Source organism: Pseudoalteromonas luteoviolacea DSM 6061 (assembly GCF_001625655.1).
In the GTDB taxonomy this organism is placed as follows: domain Bacteria; phylum Pseudomonadota; class Gammaproteobacteria; order Enterobacterales; family Alteromonadaceae; genus Pseudoalteromonas; species Pseudoalteromonas luteoviolacea.
Genome location: NZ_AUYB01000112.1, coordinates 22105 through 36874, shown reverse-complemented (window position 1 = coordinate 36874; position 14770 = coordinate 22105). Strand labels below are relative to the sequence as shown.

General features: G+C 43.2%; 15 protein-coding genes. 7 read left to right on the top strand and 8 right to left on the bottom strand.

Annotation, left to right across the window (positions count from 1 at the left end; translation table 11 throughout):
• Positions 1-14: 14 nt before the first annotated feature.
• Positions 15-398: an RNA-binding S4 domain-containing protein gene (locus tag N475_RS15740; RefSeq protein WP_063358470.1), complete on the bottom strand. Its 384-nt coding sequence runs from the start codon at positions 396-398 to the stop codon at positions 15-17.
• A 162-nt stretch (positions 399-560) separates the two neighbouring features.
• Between N475_RS15740 and N475_RS15735 the strand changes: the two genes are divergently transcribed.
• Positions 561-833, top strand: a complete 273-nt coding sequence (locus tag N475_RS15735; RefSeq protein ID WP_063358469.1) for a hypothetical protein — start codon at positions 561-563, stop codon at positions 831-833.
• Between the two features lie 95 nt (positions 834-928).
• Here the strand turns inward: N475_RS15735 and N475_RS15730 are convergent, their stop codons facing one another.
• Positions 929-1906, bottom strand: a complete 978-nt coding sequence (locus tag N475_RS15730; RefSeq protein WP_063358468.1) for an extracellular solute-binding protein — start codon at positions 1904-1906, stop codon at positions 929-931.
• Between the two features lie 51 nt (positions 1907-1957).
• On the opposite strand from N475_RS15730, the gene N475_RS15725 reads away from it, so the two are divergent.
• Entirely contained in the window at positions 1958-4687 is a 2730-nt protein-coding gene (locus tag N475_RS15725) for a putative bifunctional diguanylate cyclase/phosphodiesterase (RefSeq protein WP_081232448.1), read from the top strand.
• Positions 4688-4767: 80 nt separating this feature from the next.
• Positions 4768-5589, top strand: a complete 822-nt coding sequence (locus N475_RS15720; protein ID WP_063365561.1) for an arylamine N-acetyltransferase family protein — start codon at positions 4768-4770, stop codon at positions 5587-5589.
• Between the two features lie 26 nt (positions 5590-5615).
• Here N475_RS15720 and N475_RS15715 read toward each other — a convergent pair whose 3' ends face one another.
• Entirely contained in the window at positions 5616-6278 is a 663-nt protein-coding gene (locus N475_RS15715) for a DUF2959 domain-containing protein (RefSeq protein ID WP_063365560.1), read from the bottom strand.
• Positions 6279-6364: 86 nt separating this feature from the next.
• On the opposite strand from N475_RS15715, the gene N475_RS15710 reads away from it, so the two are divergent.
• Genes N475_RS15710 through dtd form a run of 3 tightly spaced genes read left to right on the top strand, consistent with a single transcriptional unit; the run spans position 6365 to position 8635 of the window.
• A complete protein-coding gene (locus N475_RS15710; RefSeq protein ID WP_063358465.1) occupies positions 6365-7237 on the top strand; it encodes a virulence factor BrkB family protein in 873 nt (290 codons plus the stop codon).
• A gap of 8 nt (positions 7238-7245) precedes the next feature.
• Entirely contained in the window at positions 7246-8196 is a 951-nt protein-coding gene (locus N475_RS15705; protein WP_063358464.1) for an alpha/beta fold hydrolase, read from the top strand.
• Between the two features lies 1 nt (position 8197).
• A complete protein-coding gene (gene dtd, locus N475_RS15700; RefSeq protein ID WP_063365559.1) occupies positions 8198-8635 on the top strand; it encodes a D-aminoacyl-tRNA deacylase in 438 nt (145 codons plus the stop codon).
• Here the strand turns inward: dtd and N475_RS15695 are convergent.
• Positions 8632-9414 carry a spermidine synthase gene (locus N475_RS15695; RefSeq protein ID WP_227008456.1) on the bottom strand — a complete coding sequence of 261 codons (783 nt, stop codon included), beginning with the start codon at positions 9412-9414 and terminating at the stop codon, positions 8632-8634. The genes dtd and N475_RS15695 overlap by 4 nt on opposite strands.
• Positions 9415-9492: 78 nt before the next feature.
• Here N475_RS15695 and N475_RS15690 point away from each other — a divergent pair, with 78 nt between their 5' ends.
• Positions 9493-10389 carry a bifunctional GNAT family N-acetyltransferase/hotdog fold thioesterase gene (locus N475_RS15690; RefSeq protein WP_063358461.1) on the top strand — a complete coding sequence of 299 codons (897 nt, stop codon included), beginning with the start codon at positions 9493-9495 and terminating at the stop codon, positions 10387-10389.
• A 41-nt stretch (positions 10390-10430) separates the two neighbouring features.
• On the opposite strand, the gene N475_RS15685 is transcribed toward N475_RS15690, so the two are convergent.
• The 4 genes from N475_RS15685 to N475_RS15670 form a co-directional block, all read right to left on the bottom strand.
• Positions 10431-11450 (bottom strand): phospholipase A, encoded by a 1020-nt coding sequence (locus tag N475_RS15685; RefSeq protein WP_063358460.1) that lies wholly within the window; start codon positions 11448-11450, stop codon positions 10431-10433.
• A 184-nt stretch (positions 11451-11634) separates the two neighbouring features.
• Entirely contained in the window at positions 11635-12405 is a 771-nt protein-coding gene (gene cysQ / locus N475_RS15680; protein WP_063358459.1) for a 3'(2'),5'-bisphosphate nucleotidase CysQ, read from the bottom strand.
• 12 nt (positions 12406-12417) lie between these two features.
• Positions 12418-13014, bottom strand: coding sequence for an adenylyl-sulfate kinase (gene cysC / locus N475_RS15675; protein ID WP_063358458.1), 597 nt, complete (start codon positions 13012-13014; stop codon positions 12418-12420).
• Positions 13015-13025: 11 nt separating this feature from the next.
• Positions 13026-14720, bottom strand: coding sequence for an SLC13 family permease (locus N475_RS15670; RefSeq protein ID WP_063358553.1), 1695 nt, complete (start codon positions 14718-14720; stop codon positions 13026-13028).
• Between the last annotated feature and the right edge of the window lie 50 nt (positions 14721-14770).

Genomic DNA, 14770 nt, shown 5'->3' with positions numbered 1-14770 from the left:
CCTTGATAGTTTAATTAACCAAATGAGATAGGCTTTCTGCCTGTTTTACTGTCGACTTGAGGCTGTTTCTTACGCTTTTTATTGGATTGCTTTTTAGTCGCCTTATTAGCTGTCGCATTACTTTGGGCTGGTTTTATTGGTGGAGTAGCGGGTCTTGGACTTGGGGTTGCCCCTTCAGCCAATGTCAGTAAAAAGACTTCTCCATCAAACTCAAGGCTATCGCCTGAGTACATTTTTTTGCGTTTTTGAGTACAAAGCTCGCTATTTACAGCTACATACCCCATCGCAATTAGCTGCTTGGCTTGACCACCAGTTTCGGCGAAATCGAGCACTTTTAATAGGTTACAGAGCTCGATGGGTTCTTCTTCGAGTTCAATTTCGATGTATTCTTGATTCATATCACAACTCTAAAAACGTCTTTGCGACAGTATACCGCGCAGACAAGATGAATGACGAAACTTTTTCGTGAAAGTGGTGGTCTTTAATGTAAATGCAGCAATTGGTGTGTATTTTGCTAGCAATTTGATTAATTCCATTATGACAACACAGGGAGACCTACGATGGGTATTCGCTCTGCATTAAAAAAAGAATTAATGAATTTAGATGCGTTGGGTTTAATGACGGCCGATGATGTGCGTGTATATCTAAATACTCACCTTAAAAGAGCGCAGGATAAACTCACCTTGATTTCGCGTTTCAACACGCACCATAGTCAGGTACAGGTAGGGTTGCCGAGTACGGAAAAAGGGTTGGTATTTGAAAAACATCGCCTGTTCAAAGATGTTTTATACCCTAAATCGTCTGTTCAAAAATGGGTGGCAAAAACCCAGTAAATCACTTTCCCAGCTGCGCTAATTTGTGGCAAAGGCGCACTCATATGAAGCATAAATTTGTAAACTTTATTGCTTTATTCGGTACAGGCTAAATGTTAGTTGTGCGGGAGTGCCGCCTCGACCTTTTCGGTGTAGTGTAAGCTTTTATTTATATTTTCTAGGGCGGGCTTAAATGGCAGCGTGTAGCCCTTGATTTCCATCACAGGGAATTCATTGATGAGCTGCGCATACATTTTCTGAGTTTCTGGCAAAAGTAAAAAATCGATAAACATTAATGCGTTTTGTTTGTTGGGAGCATATTTTGCTATGGCTGCTGTGGTCGTTGAAACTGGGGTTGTACCATTTGCCATTTGCAAAAAGTGCATCTCAATTTGCGTTGCAAGTTTGACATCCTGCTTGTTGTTAGACTGTTTCATCATGTGCCAATAATAATGGTTTGCTAAGGCAAACTGGCACTGCCCTTTCGCCAGTGCGCGTAGTTGATCTCTATCTCCCCCAGACGGGCGCTTTGCCAAAAGCTGGTTGGCATTTTTTAGCCAACTGGTGTTGGGGGCACTGTCGCTGGCCAACAAACTGGCAAATAAAGTTCTGTTGTAACTGTGTCGCCAATCTCTTACACAGAACTGACCTTTCATTTGTGGGTCGCTAAGTTGTTTAAATTGGTTTGGAATAGCAGCAGTATTGTGTGTATTCGCGAATAGCGCGCGGGTGCGCATGGAGACACTGACCCAACGCTGATCTGGATCTTTGAATACGTCAGGTACTTCAGACCACCTTTTTAAATCGGTCATTGGTTGTAATAGCGCCCTATGAGCACTGAGCTGCACAAGATCAGAGCTTAATATCACGTCTGCCCTAGAATTGTGTCCATCATTACTTAATCGAGAAAGTAAAAATTGAGATTTACCATTCACTAGGTTGACCCGAATACCGCTCTGCTTTTCGAACGCCTGCAGCATAGGTTTAATTAATTCATATTTTCGAAAGGAGTAAACGTTGAGCTCGTCTTTGGCTAAAACTTGGGTACTTAGTAGCAAAATCGGGTAAAAACAGCAAAGTTTACTTTTAATCATCGCAAATAAGAATTATTATCAAGTAGTGCAATGGTACAGTGTTATGAGCGGATGTCTAGAGTAAAAAAGTGGGATAAAGTGTTTCAAGCGCCAGCCAAGTTTGGAGGGTGGGTATATGGCATTTATTTGTGTGTAATATGTTACGTTGGATTTGAATTTAATGCGCACTTCAAACAACGTACACATCATCACCTTGAGCAGCATGTATCACAGTATCAATCTCGCTTGAGCGATCAATTGCAGCGTTTTGCTCATTTACTATATTCTATTGAGGCTTACCTGCGGGCTCGCTCCGATATTACACCAGAACAGTTTTATCATCTGGCTCAATCCCAATTGGCAGGTTTAGATCTTGAGTTAAGCTTAGAGTCGTATGCAATTATAGACAGTCACCAAGTTTCTCATTTGGAGCAGCAATATCAATCGTTGGGCTTTTTTGATTTTAAAGTTCGCTTACCAGACGGTGCAAATGGTTTATATTTAACGACTTTGAAAGCTGCGCCTGTGTCTGAGTTTGGACATTTGCTAGGAACGGCTGTGGCTGTGACCGATCCGTTTATACAACGTTTAGGGAACAATGAACTTCAGGCTCTAAAGTGGCCCCAAGCACAGCGGTGGAGCGTTGTAATTGAACAGTTCGTCACATTGACACCTGAGTCACAGCGTGCGTTAGGCATTGGCTTTCAACTTAATCACCTCCTAGAAGGGCTCTTTGGTCAGTTATATCAAACAAGTGGCCACCATATGCGCGTTTTTGCTGGCGAGCAGTTGTTGTTTACCTCGGATTGGCAAGATCAATTTCACTTAGCAGACAAATCGGCTGGAATTACCGCAGAGATAGACTTTTTTGGTACATCGGTCTCCATGCATTTGTACACTCAGCCTCAATTAGCACCTTCTCTTTTACACAATGCCACGTTAATCATTGCGATCGTTACTTTGATAGCAGCAGCTCTGGGTTTAATGGTGTTAATGCAGGTGCGCTATTTAACCGTGCGTCATGAAACGATAAACAATCTCGTTGAAGAGCGGACAGCCAGCTTGGCACAGGCCAATCAGCAAATTCAACATGAATCAAATAAACGCCTAACAGCACTTCAGCAACATATTGTTGCTGAACGCAAATATAAAAGCCTATTTGTGAATAGCAGCGAGGGTCTATTTGTATTAGATAAGCAAGGGGTGCTGGTTGATACTAACCCTGCATTTAAAGTGCTTCTGCTGGGAGAGGAGCATGCCTCTTCGCGGTTAGCCTTGAGTGATCTAATGCTAGATGGTGACGTCGCTGCAAAATGGAAAGAAATGGTGGCACAGCGACAGCCTCATGATGAACTGGAGTGGTTAGCAGGTTCCAGTCAAACAAGTGGGGTATGGGTGAGGCAAACTGGCTCTTGGATATGTCATAGCCATGAGGTCATCTATGAAGGGCGTATTACGGATATCACTGCGTTGAAATTATTCAACGAGCAGCTGCAATACAAAGCGCAACACGACAGCTTAACAGACTTACTTAACCGCCAGACTTTCCTACAATTGGTAGAGACCAACCGCAGTGGTGGACCAGGTGAGTATATTTTACTCTATCTGGATTTAGATCGCTTTAAACTGATCAACGATACATTGGGGCATTTAGCTGGGGACAAGTTACTGATTGAATTTGCCGCAAGAATGCGAGAGTTAGTAGGGAGCTTTGCTGATATTGCTCGCTTAGGGGGAGATGAATTTGCAATCCTAATCAGTGTGAACAATTTGAGCATACCCCTTGAGTTGTTGCTTGAGGATATACTGACGGCCATTCGTTTGCCGTTTGAATATGAGGGCACGACTCATACAGTCAGCGGCAGTGTTGGAGTAAGGCGCTTTACAGCTCCATGCTTAAACTATGAAGCCGAAAAGTTATTGCACGACGCTGATGTTGCCATGTACGAGGCTAAAAAACGTGGTAAAAACGATTACCATATATTTACGTCAGCCATTGCAACAGAGGCTTCAAGAAGGTTGCAAGTGGAGAGAGAGCTGCAAACGCTCGATATGGACCAAGAACTGTCTCTTCGATTCCAACCAATTTGCTGTAGTAGTGGCGTAAACGTTGTGGGGTTTGAGGCGTTAGTGCGCTGGCATAGTCCGACACTCGGTATCGTTAGCCCCGCTGAGTTTATTCCAATTGCAGAAGAGTGTGCACAAATCGTTAAGTTGGGGCAATGGGTGTTTCAAAATGCAATTCGATTTAAACAGCAACTGCCGGATGATAACATGTTTGTCAGCGTCAACGTTTCTCCTATACAGCTCCAACATAAAGGGTTTATGAGCTGGTTACTACATCAATTTGAGCAATCCGAGTATCGCCCCGACCATTTTAAAATTGAACTGACGGAGTCTGCCATGATGACAGAAGAAAACTCGTTGATCGCGCCTTTGCAAAAACTGCATGATCTTGGGTTTGGGATTTATATTGATGACTTTGGTACTGGCTATAGCAGTTTATCAAGATTGAATGTGCTACCAGTGGATGGTGTCAAAATTGATAGGGCATTTATAAATGGTATTGAAGGCGCAGGTAAGCCCAGACAATTGATAGAAGCAATTTGTGCAATGGCAAAGAGTTTTAATTTAACCGTCACTGCGGAAGGAATTGAACAACTCGCGCAATTACAGATCTTGTCCACACTGTATTGCCAGCAAATGCAAGGGTACTTTATGAGCAAGCCACTCTGCGATTTTGAAGCGCTTCAATTACTTCATCATCACGAAGCAAAAAAAATACTCATTGAAGTAAGTTAATAGTTGACCTCAACTTTGCTTGAGGTTTTAAGGTGCAGTTATTCACTTAGGGAATCAATCGAGACACATAGAGGAATAACATGAATCAAACGCAATTAGCTATTTATTTATCAAAACTTGATCTACAAGGTGCTGTATCAGCTGACCTGGTTTTTGTTGGCAAACTCATTCAGGCACATATCAATCGCTTTAGCTTCAGCAGCTTCAATGCGATGCAAGATAAATTCCTCAGTACCAATGACGATGAGTTGTTTGAGCGATTGATAGTGCAACAACAAGGCGGCTACTGTTTCGAACATAACAAAATTGCCATGCTGGCCTTACAAGCGATTGGCTTTGAAGTGGCGCCCTTGCTGGGAAGGGTGCTATTAAATGGCACTAAAACTAACGCTCGGACACATCGGTTAACCCAGTTAACTTTTCAAGGAAAAACATATTTGGTAGACGTTGGCTTTGGGGTTAAAACACCGCGTATTCCTATTCCAATTGAGCGCAGTACCCAAATTTGTGAAGGTATTAACGAGTACCATATTGAAAGAACCCCCTATAGTGTGACAGTTTCCCTACAAAAGCCTGAGCGAGTTACTTTGTATCAAGTTGATTTGCTCGAAACCTATGAAAGTGATTGTGATGTCGGCCATTTTTATAGCCATCAACATCCAGAGGCGAGTTTCGTAAACAATCTCGTTGTGTCACGTATCTCTGGCCACGAACGCTTTGTATTACGGAATTTGAGTTATCTTTATTCTAATGAGCGTACAGGTGAACAGGTTGAGCGCTCAGTGGGTAATGTTGAACAGCTGTGTGATTTATTGAGCAAGACTTTCTATCTTGAGCCTCCAATAGGTGATGTGAGATGGGTGTTTGATAAAGTGCACACCAGAGGTCAACAAGCCAACTAAGGTTTACTTAGTTGGCTAATGAGTTCTTAGCTATTATTCATTTGTTCAATGAAACTCGTTGAATCAGCGATAGAGCGATTCATATCACTGATCAAGCTTTGAATATCCCGCTTTAAGTTTGTAAACTCGCCCTTGATAGCTGCGATTGCTTGCGCGTTAAGGTTGTGCTTGAGGTAAAGCACGTTGTCCTTCATCGAATCTAAGACAGGTTGCATTTTGGCTTCACTTTTACGCATGGAGCGGATCAGCTTTTTATATTGTTGTTGGGTTTGTAGCAGCTTTTTCTCACTGCTGCGTTTGAGTTGCGGATTAGAATACTGCTCCAGTTCGTTTTGCCACTCATCGAATAATGCTTCAGCGACAGACTCAACCTTATTGATATTGGCTGTAACCGTTTCAGCTGAGCTTTGGCTGGCTTCATAATCACTGTTTAATTGCTCATAGACAGTTTCAAGCTCTCCGCCATCAAAATCTATTAATACTGAAAGTCTCTCTAATGCGCTTTGAAACTCTTGTTGGGAAGCTTGTTGCGAAGCTTGAGTATCTTCTACTCGGTCAACTAGAATATCTCGTTTATGCACGCCCACTTGCTCCCAAGCTGCATAGTAAGCATTTTGTGCGCTTTTGCAGCCGCTAAGAAGCGTAGCGACTAAAATCATTATGGTTATTTGTAGGTATTTTAGAGGCATACTTTATCCTTTTACTTTAAATGGCTACTTTAAATTATGAAGCGGATTGGTAAGATGTGCAAAGTTATCATTGGCAATGAATCAACATGAAACAAGATTGGCCCGCAGTAAAAGCCCAGCTATACGTATATTTGAAAGCGCAACCAGGCTGGTGGAAACGCTTTTTTGAGCGTTGTAAAGAAGACCAGCTAACTATCAATGCTGGGTATTTGGCGTATGTTACGCTGTTGTCTTTAGTGCCGTTAATTGCAGTGGGGGTCGCCATATTTACGGCTTTCCCAGGTTTTGAAAATACTCGCTTGGCGATTGAGAATTTTATCTTTACTAATTTCGTACCAACCTCCACGGACACGATTAAATCTCATATCAGTGCGTTTGCCGGTAACGCTAATCAAATGACTGCGGTTGGTATTAGCTTTCTAGCAGCCGTTGCTCTATTGCTAATACGCAATGTAGATAGTGCTTTGAATCGTATTTGGCGGGTGGAGAGTAAACGCCCTTTAATGATCTCTTTTGCCATATATTGGATGGTTTTGACTTTAGGTCCTGTACTGTTGGGTGCAAGTATTGGGGTCACCTCCTATATCGTTTCCTTGGTGTCTTTTGCTGATCAAGGGATCCCCGGTTTTAGCGGATTGTTGCTCAAACTCTTGCCTTATGTAATTTCAATGGCTGGCTTCATTATGCTCTATACTTTAGTACCAAATACACGTGTGTCGTTTCAAGCCGCGATACCCGGTGCGTTATTTGCCGCTTTTCTATTTGAGTTGACCAAACGGGGCTTTGCTATGTATATCAGCCATTTCCCGTCATACGAGGTAATATACGGCGCATTGGCAACAATCCCAATTTTATTTGTTTGGGTGTATTTATCGTGGATGGTGGTATTGCTAGGTGCAGAGTTCACTGCCTGCTTGGCGGAACATCATGAAAAGGAGACTGACACACCTCAAGATTGAGGTTAGTCATGGCCCTACTTTATCAGCCTAGTGCTGTGCTGCGTAGCTTTCACTTGCCAGTTTCACATGGTCACCAAATACATGTTGAAGAATATGGTAACCCTGAGGGGGTGCCCGTCCTTGTGTGTCATGGCGGGCCAGGAACCGGTCTACAAAATCCTACCCAAACATACTTTAATCCGGCACGTTATCGCATCATACTTTACAGTCAGCGTGGATGCGGCAACTCTTCTCCACATTCGTTAGAGCACAACAATACCCAATTTTTGATTGCCGATATGTGTGCAATACTGGATTACCTTGATTTGGCGAAATGTGTCATAGCGGGTGGCTCATGGGGGGCGACTTTAGCACTGTTATTTGCTCAGCAACATAGCGATAGAGTAGTTGGAGTAATAGTGTGGGCGAGTTTTTTTGCCGCGCAGGATGACTTGGCATGGCTATACAGCAGCAGTGGGGCTGGGGCGCAATTTTACCCTGAAAAGTTTGCAATATTTTCTCATGGCGAAACCGCGCATGAGCGAATTTTAGATATATACCGCGAACAGCTATTTGGTGAGGATGAATTGCTTCAGCATAAAGCGGCACAGCTATGGCTGGATTGGGATCGGCAGTTAAGCGTTGACATTCAATTACAGCGTTACCAATTACACAACGGGGGAAACCTAGTTGCACAAGCAAAATTGATGGTGCATTACATGTCAGCTCACTGCTTTATCGAAGAGCAACAGATCCTTCAGCATGCTCAGCAGATCACACAATTCCCGGTGTGGATGATTCACAGTCGTCAAGATCTTGTGTGCCGGTTTGCGTCGGCACAAAAATTTGCCGAACAAGTGCGTGCGCGGCTATTAATTTTAGAGGGAGTTGGGCACAGCACCACAAATAAAGTATATTCGGAGGCTATACGCAGAGCAGCAGATCTTTTGCTGTGTAAAATAGATAAAAACAGAGGTTAGTGTGCAAGGACTCATTCAAAGAGTTAAATTCGCAAAAGTTGAAGTCGGTGGCGAAGTGGTAGGTGAGATCCAACAGGGGATTTTACTGTTACTTGGCGTAGAAAAGTCAGATGACGAAAGTAGCGCAGACAAACTATTACACAAAGTCAGTAATTATCGCATTTTTACTGACGATGCAGGAAAAATGAATTTAAGTCTTAAGGACATTGAAGGTGAATTGCTAGTGGTTTCTCAATTTACACTGGCGGCTGACACAAAAAAGGGGATGAGACCCAGTTTTTCGAGTGCTGGTACACCACAACAAGCGTTGTCTCTGTATGAGTACTTTGTGGCAAAGGCCAAAGAAACGGGCTTAACCGTAGCCACTGGCGAATTTGGTGCTGATATGCAAGTCAGCTTGTGTAACGATGGGCCGGTGACGTTTAATCTATCTGTTTAGCGTTCAATTACAATAATATAGTTCGCATAGCCCGGTACATGATGTATATGCGGCTTTTTGCCAAAATTAATGATGAGCAAGTGTTCTAGCTGCTTGAGCTGGGACTCATGCTCAGCAATAAAATTTATAAAGAGCACCCCTTGTTCCGAGAGGGTATTACGCAGCAGAGTATAAAACTTATGTTGATAGAGAAACCGCGGGGCATCTAGTTCACTAAATAAATCCAAAATAATCCAATTGAATGGAGTGGTATTCTCAAGCTCTAATACCTTGTAAGCATCATTACAATTGACTTCACTGATATGGTCTCCGCCAAAGTAACGCTTGTAACAGTGAATGATATCTGGATTATTATCCACAGAAATGACCTGACAATCTTGATGTACACTATGCAAGTAGTCACGTATGGCACCGGCACCCAGTCCCAACTCTAAAACTCGCTGTGGAGGTGGGTATTTTTGCCATAAGCTGTCTAGCACTTGCAAGTGAGGGAATAGCAAGTGTTCTGGGTGGTTCAGTTCAACGATTGACTGTAACGTGTTGTTTATTAGTAGCCAACGGAGCGTTTTTTCTTGTCTTACTTGTATGCTCGTCTTTCCATGCTTATGCCAATATAACAAATGGCCTAGCTGGTGGCTTTGGGTTACAAAATCGCTGCTGACGGTTCCTGATTCTGTCAAAAATTCCTGCATAGTTACATCAGCATAGCCAAGGATTGAGGTAATTCCACTGTGTTTAGATGATTTTACACAATTAGTCGATGATTTTATCTTGAGCATTTCCTGTTCAGCTATTTTTCTTGTAAGGTAGAAAACAAAAATTGGCACTAATGTAGGTGTGCTCAAAAAGGAGTAAATATGTTTCCAGTAACTTCACCTCAAAGTAGTCAGGATTGGCAGGATTACTATCAATTACGTTGGCAAGTGCTTCGTGCGCCTTGGCATCAACCTAGGGGATCTGAACAGGATGACTTAGAACAAGAGTCTGAGCATCGGTATATTAAAAACAATGAAGGTGAAGTCCTTGCTGTCGCGCGTTTGCACTTCAACAATCATGAGCAGGCTCAAGTGCGTTACATGGCGGTTGATGAATCTCACCGTGGCCAGCACTTGGGAAGTCGACTCTTACATGAATTAGAAAAAGTCGCTTGGACGCAAGACGCGCAAGAACTGGTTCTATTTGCACGCGAGCGAGCATTAGCGTTTTACGAGCGTCACGGTTATGAAGTGATGGAAAAGGCGCATCTGGCATATGGCGATGTACAGCATTGGAAGATGGTAAAACAAAAGCCATCTGAGCCCGGTTGGTTTCGTCACCCAGATTGGACTCAGGTATTACAAGATACATGGCGAGAGTCTATTCCAATCAGTGATGCCATGGGTATTAAAGTGGAAAGCTATACTGACTGGCAGTTTGCAACCAAAGCTGATTTAAAGGCGAATCTGAACCTACATAACTCAATGTTTGCTGGTTCAGTTTACAGTATGGCGACATTAACTGGCTGGGGCGCAACTTATCTGGCGTTGAAGGAACATAATTTAGAAGGTGATATTGTTTTGGCGGATGCCAATATTAAGTACCTTAAGCCTTTGACAACAGCACCAGGTGCGACAGTCACATTATCCGAGTGTGAAGGAGAGTTGTCTGAGTTAACAACGAATGGTAAAGCTCGGTATACGGTGCCTGTGAATGTTTATGATGGAGATGTACTGGTAGCCAAGTTTTGCGGTGAATTCGTGATCATTGGCAAATAAAGAATGAGCGACCAAGCCGAAGGTTTGGTCGCTTTGCACTTTTAGAGTAAATCGGTAATGGCAATACCAATGCCTAAACGTTGAATATGTGCATCGTAGTCAATTAAGCTTTCGCCGTAACCATTGAAGTATTGTGCGTAGCCCCTTACTCGGCCGGTAATAGGGAAAGACCAATCTAATTGTACTGCACCACGATTATCTCCACCGACGTTGTTTCTCAGCATCATTCCTACTTCGTGGTCATTGTTAAAACGGTAAGCGCCACTTAGCTCGAAATATCCCATGTACTTGTGGATATCTGGGTTGTCGTCACCTTTGGCCGAGTTTGGCTCGGGTTTGTCATCTTCAGGCAGTCGATACCATGGTTTAAAGCTAAATACAAAGCCGTCATACTCCCAAATGAAGTTTGCATAAATGCGATTCCAAGAGCGAGAGTTTGGCTGACTTCGGCCATTGGACTGATGGGAGATCCCAAGTACAAATGCCATTTCATCGCCCCAAAGCACGTTTTCGTCATCTAGAAAGTTAATCCAAAATATTTCCGGCTCGTAATTCGTCTCACGAAATGGAGAAGAAATATCTTTGTTGTAAACCTGCCAGTAAGACTGCAACGTCACACCCATATAAATGGCCTGATCTTTATCTTCAAAATCATGATAAAGAGGCAACTTTAATGATATTTGATATTTTGCCTCTACATTATCAAGTGGCTCCCCTTCTTGATCCCCCTTTTCCATAAATCTATTAAATGGGCGGTTGTTAGGATTTTTAATGTAAGAGACTGGCAAAATGTAATTGCGGTGATGTGGTGTAAGTACGTTACGGTTTTCTTCTGTCACACGCTCCCTCGCAATACGTTTATCAAGCTGGCTCAGGCCACCAATCTGCTGTTCACAATACTGGCGGACTTCTTTCATTGTTCTGTTCTCATCGCCTGACATTGCTTGACTGAGAATACATTGATTGAGCGCTTCAATTTCATCTGAGGAAGCTTTTTTCGCAACGGCTTGCTGTGCAGGCAAAAGCGCCAGAGCAGCTATAAAGAGCTGTTTAAAGTCCATATCATTTTCCAATTTAATCAGTACGATGTGAACATGCCAAAGCATCGAAAGGCTAGCGTGTTAAAGCATGTCAGTTTGAAGCGCTATAGTATAAGCAAGTGAATAAAAATCCTAGCACTATGGTTGTAAAAGGTGCGGATAGGGAGCTGCATCGAGTCATAAGCAGACGCGATGCAGTACAGAATTAACTCTCTAGCCTTGAAACTACAAAGTAAGGGTTTAAGAATGACTCTTTTTGATTGTACTTGAGTGGTGAGCCATCTATGTGCGTCACGGTTGCACCGGCTATCTCCGCCACAGCGTGGCCAGCACCAGTGTCCCACTCGCTAGTAGGTCCCAGTCTAGGGTAAATATCCGCTTCACCTTCGGCCACCAAACAGAGCTTAAGCGAGCTCCCTTTCGGAACCATTTCCACGTCATCAAATTGCGCCAAATAATCTTCCAACTCCGGAGAAGGGTGAGAGCGCGAGCCAACGACTTTCACTTTACCTTGTTTACTTTTGCGCGTTACTTTAAGCTCGATACGCGCTTCATCACATTCTCTGAAAGCGCCAATACTCTTAGCTGCCAGATAACAGGTCTTAAGTGCTGGTGCGTAAACAACCCCCATAGTTGGATTACCGTGTTCAATTAAGGCGATATTAACCGTGAACTCACCATTTTTCTTGATGAACTCTTTGGTACCATCAATTGGATCGACCAGCCAATAACGTTGCCAGCTTTGTCTTTCTTGCCAACTAATATCTGCACTTTCTTCACTGAGGATCGGGATCTCTGGGGTAAGGCGCTTCAGACCTGCGGTGATCACACAGTTTGCAGCAAGATCTGCGTCTGTGACGGGACTATTGTCATTTTTATAATCGACCGCGAAATCTTTTGCGTAAATTTGCATGATTTCTTCGCCTGCAAGACGGGCAAGCTCAACAAGTTCTTCTAGCAGGTCTGTGTCATTCATGAGTATTCCTTGTTACTTAATGATGTTTTTATCTTTTAAATAATCTATGAGTTGTTGCACTGACTCTTCAAGCGAGTTTTCACCCGTATTTAATTTTACTTCAGGCGCAACAGGTGGCTGATAGTCAGAGTCGATGCCCGTGAAGTTTTTAATTTCACCTGCACGTGCTTTTTTGTATAGACCTTTTGGGTCTCGTTGCTCACAGATTTCTAGAGGTGTATCTAAAAACACCTCAATAAACTCACCGTCTTCGACAAGTTCACGGACCATATCCCGTTCTGCTTGGAATGGAGAGATAAACGCTGTAAGAACAACCAAACCTGCATCTACCATTAGCTTGCTGAGCTGACCTACGCGACGAATATTCTCTATGCGGTCGGCATCACTGAAGCCAAGGTCTTTACAAAGGCCATGCCTTACATTATCACCATCAAGTAAATATGTATGCACACCATTTTGATGTAACGCACTTTCTAGTGCATTAGCGACGGTACTTTTGCCAGAACCAGAAAAACCTGTAAACCATAAAATAACAGGCTTGTGGCCTTTGAGTTCACCACGGTGTGTTTTTTCTACGGCGTAATTATGCCAAACAATGTTTTTATCCATGAAGCTGTCCATTAAAAGGGAAAGACCAATGGGATCAAGGTTAAAACGGTGATGGAATAGATGATAGACAAAGGCACTCCTACCGTCACATAATCGCGAATACGGTAGTTTCCTGCACTATAAACCATCAGGTTTGTCTGATAACCAAAGGGTGAAATAAAGCTGGCCGACGCACCGAATGCGACCGCCATAATAAATGGTAGAGGGTCAACGCCAAAGCCAACAGCCAGTGCATAGGCCACGGGAAATGATAAAGCGGCAGCGGCATTGTTAGTGATGAGTTCGGTGAATACGACGGTCATCACGAATATGGCAATAAAGGCACCATAGGGACCAAAGTCACCAAGCAAAAGAAACAAAGCGTCTGATAACTTACTAGCAAGTCCGGTATCTATCATCAATTTCGCCAGACCAATGGCGCTGCCAACAATTGCAAGTAACTCAATTGGAAAGCGGCGCTTCATCTCATTTACCTTGATGGTACCCAAAGCGACTAACGCTAAAAGCAACACCATGAGACCTTTTACTAAAGGTACGATATCAAAAATACCCAAGCCAATGACTGCAGCAAAGCCCAGTAACACATGATTTGATTGCTTTTGCGTTAAGTGAGTTTGTAAGTCCAAACCGGAAATATAGACGAATTCGCGTTTCAAATCTGGTAGTTCGTAAAAGTCACTACTCGGTGCAAGAATGAGAGAGTCACCCGCTTGCAGCTTAACTTTACCCAAGCCGCCTTGCAGGCGGTCATGGCCACGGCGAATAGCAATTACAGCAGCGTGAAACTGTTCTCTAAAGCGAATTTCTTTGATGGTTTTACCAATGTATTTAGATGACTGGCTAACTACCACTTCAACTAAGTGCTCAGCATCTTTTTCATGTTTATCATGAACAACTTGTAGACCATCAAACTGTCTTAATAGCGGTACTGATTTGATGTCACCAACAAACAATAGTACGTCACCTTGACGTATTTCTTGTTGCGGCGTAACTGCGCAAATACGGCGCTCGCCACGAATTATCTCGGCGAGGAAGAGGTCTTTTAAATCCCTGAGACCATTTTCTTCAACGGTGCGGCCAATCAGTTTGGAGCCAAATGCAACTTTACCCTCTAGGTAAAAAGGCACCACTTCTTCACTCTCTGTTCCGTGATCAGGCAAAAACTTGAGTAGGAGAAGAATAGTTAAAAGGCCAACCAAAAGTGCACCAATACCGACTAAGGTGAAGTCGAAAAAGCCCAAAGGCGCCATACCTGCATCAACGGCAAAGCCATTAACGATTAAATTGGTCGAGGTACCAATGAGTGTTAATGTGCCTCCTAATATGGCTGTATAAGACAGAGGTAACAAGAGCTTAGAGGGCGAGTGCGTTTGACTTTCTTTAATAGTACTAATTAAAGATGCGACCACTGCTGTGTTGTTTGTAAACGATGATAAAAAAGCTGTTGAAAGCCCCAGTTTCATGACTGATTTTGACAAGCTACCGCTTGCTAACGTACTTGCAAGCTTTTGCACCAAAGTGGTCTTTTCTATCGCGATAGATACTAAGATCAGCAATACTAAGGTAATTAAAGAAGGGTTGGCGTAGTTAACCAACATAGATTCCAGCTCAATTAAGCCAGTTAGATAGCTGATGCCAATCGCACTGACAAATAACCAAGCTGGGTTGAGGCGTGTGCCGAATAAGCACACGACTAAAGCGAGCATAATGCCTGTTAAGATGATTTGATCAACTAGCACGTTTTTCTCCCAATAAC

Bases quoted from the DNA above. Each gene is read 5' to 3' on its own strand.
- N475_RS15720 (WP_063365561.1), top strand. From the start codon at position 4,768: ATGAATCAAACGCAATTAGCTATTTATTTATCAAAACTTGATCTACAA.
- cysQ (WP_063358459.1), bottom strand. From the start codon at position 12,405: ATGAATGACACAGACCTGCTAGAAGAACTTGTTGAGCTTGCCCGTCTT.
- N475_RS15730 (WP_063358468.1), bottom strand. From the start codon at position 1,906: ATGATTAAAAGTAAACTTTGCTGTTTTTACCCGATTTTGCTACTAAGT.
- N475_RS15705 (WP_063358464.1), top strand. From the start codon at position 7,246: ATGGCCCTACTTTATCAGCCTAGTGCTGTGCTGCGTAGCTTTCACTTG.
- N475_RS15695 (WP_227008456.1), bottom strand. From the start codon at position 9,414: ATGCTCAAGATAAAATCATCGACTAATTGTGTAAAATCATCTAAACAC.
- N475_RS15715 (WP_063365560.1), bottom strand. From the start codon at position 6,278: ATGCCTCTAAAATACCTACAAATAACCATAATGATTTTAGTCGCTACG.
- N475_RS15740 (WP_063358470.1), bottom strand. From the start codon at position 398: ATGAATCAAGAATACATCGAAATTGAACTCGAAGAAGAACCCATCGAG.
- N475_RS15710 (WP_063358465.1), top strand. From the start codon at position 6,365: ATGAAACAAGATTGGCCCGCAGTAAAAGCCCAGCTATACGTATATTTG.
- N475_RS15735 (WP_063358469.1), top strand. From the start codon at position 561: ATGGGTATTCGCTCTGCATTAAAAAAAGAATTAATGAATTTAGATGCG.
- N475_RS15725 (WP_081232448.1), top strand. From the start codon at position 1,958: ATGTCTAGAGTAAAAAAGTGGGATAAAGTGTTTCAAGCGCCAGCCAAG.
- N475_RS15690 (WP_063358461.1), top strand. From the start codon at position 9,493: ATGTTTCCAGTAACTTCACCTCAAAGTAGTCAGGATTGGCAGGATTAC.
- cysC (WP_063358458.1), bottom strand. From the start codon at position 13,014: ATGGATAAAAACATTGTTTGGCATAATTACGCCGTAGAAAAAACACAC.
- N475_RS15685 (WP_063358460.1), bottom strand. From the start codon at position 11,450: ATGGACTTTAAACAGCTCTTTATAGCTGCTCTGGCGCTTTTGCCTGCA.
- N475_RS15670 (WP_063358553.1), bottom strand. From the start codon at position 14,720: ATGCTCGCTTTAGTCGTGTGCTTATTCGGCACACGCCTCAACCCAGCT.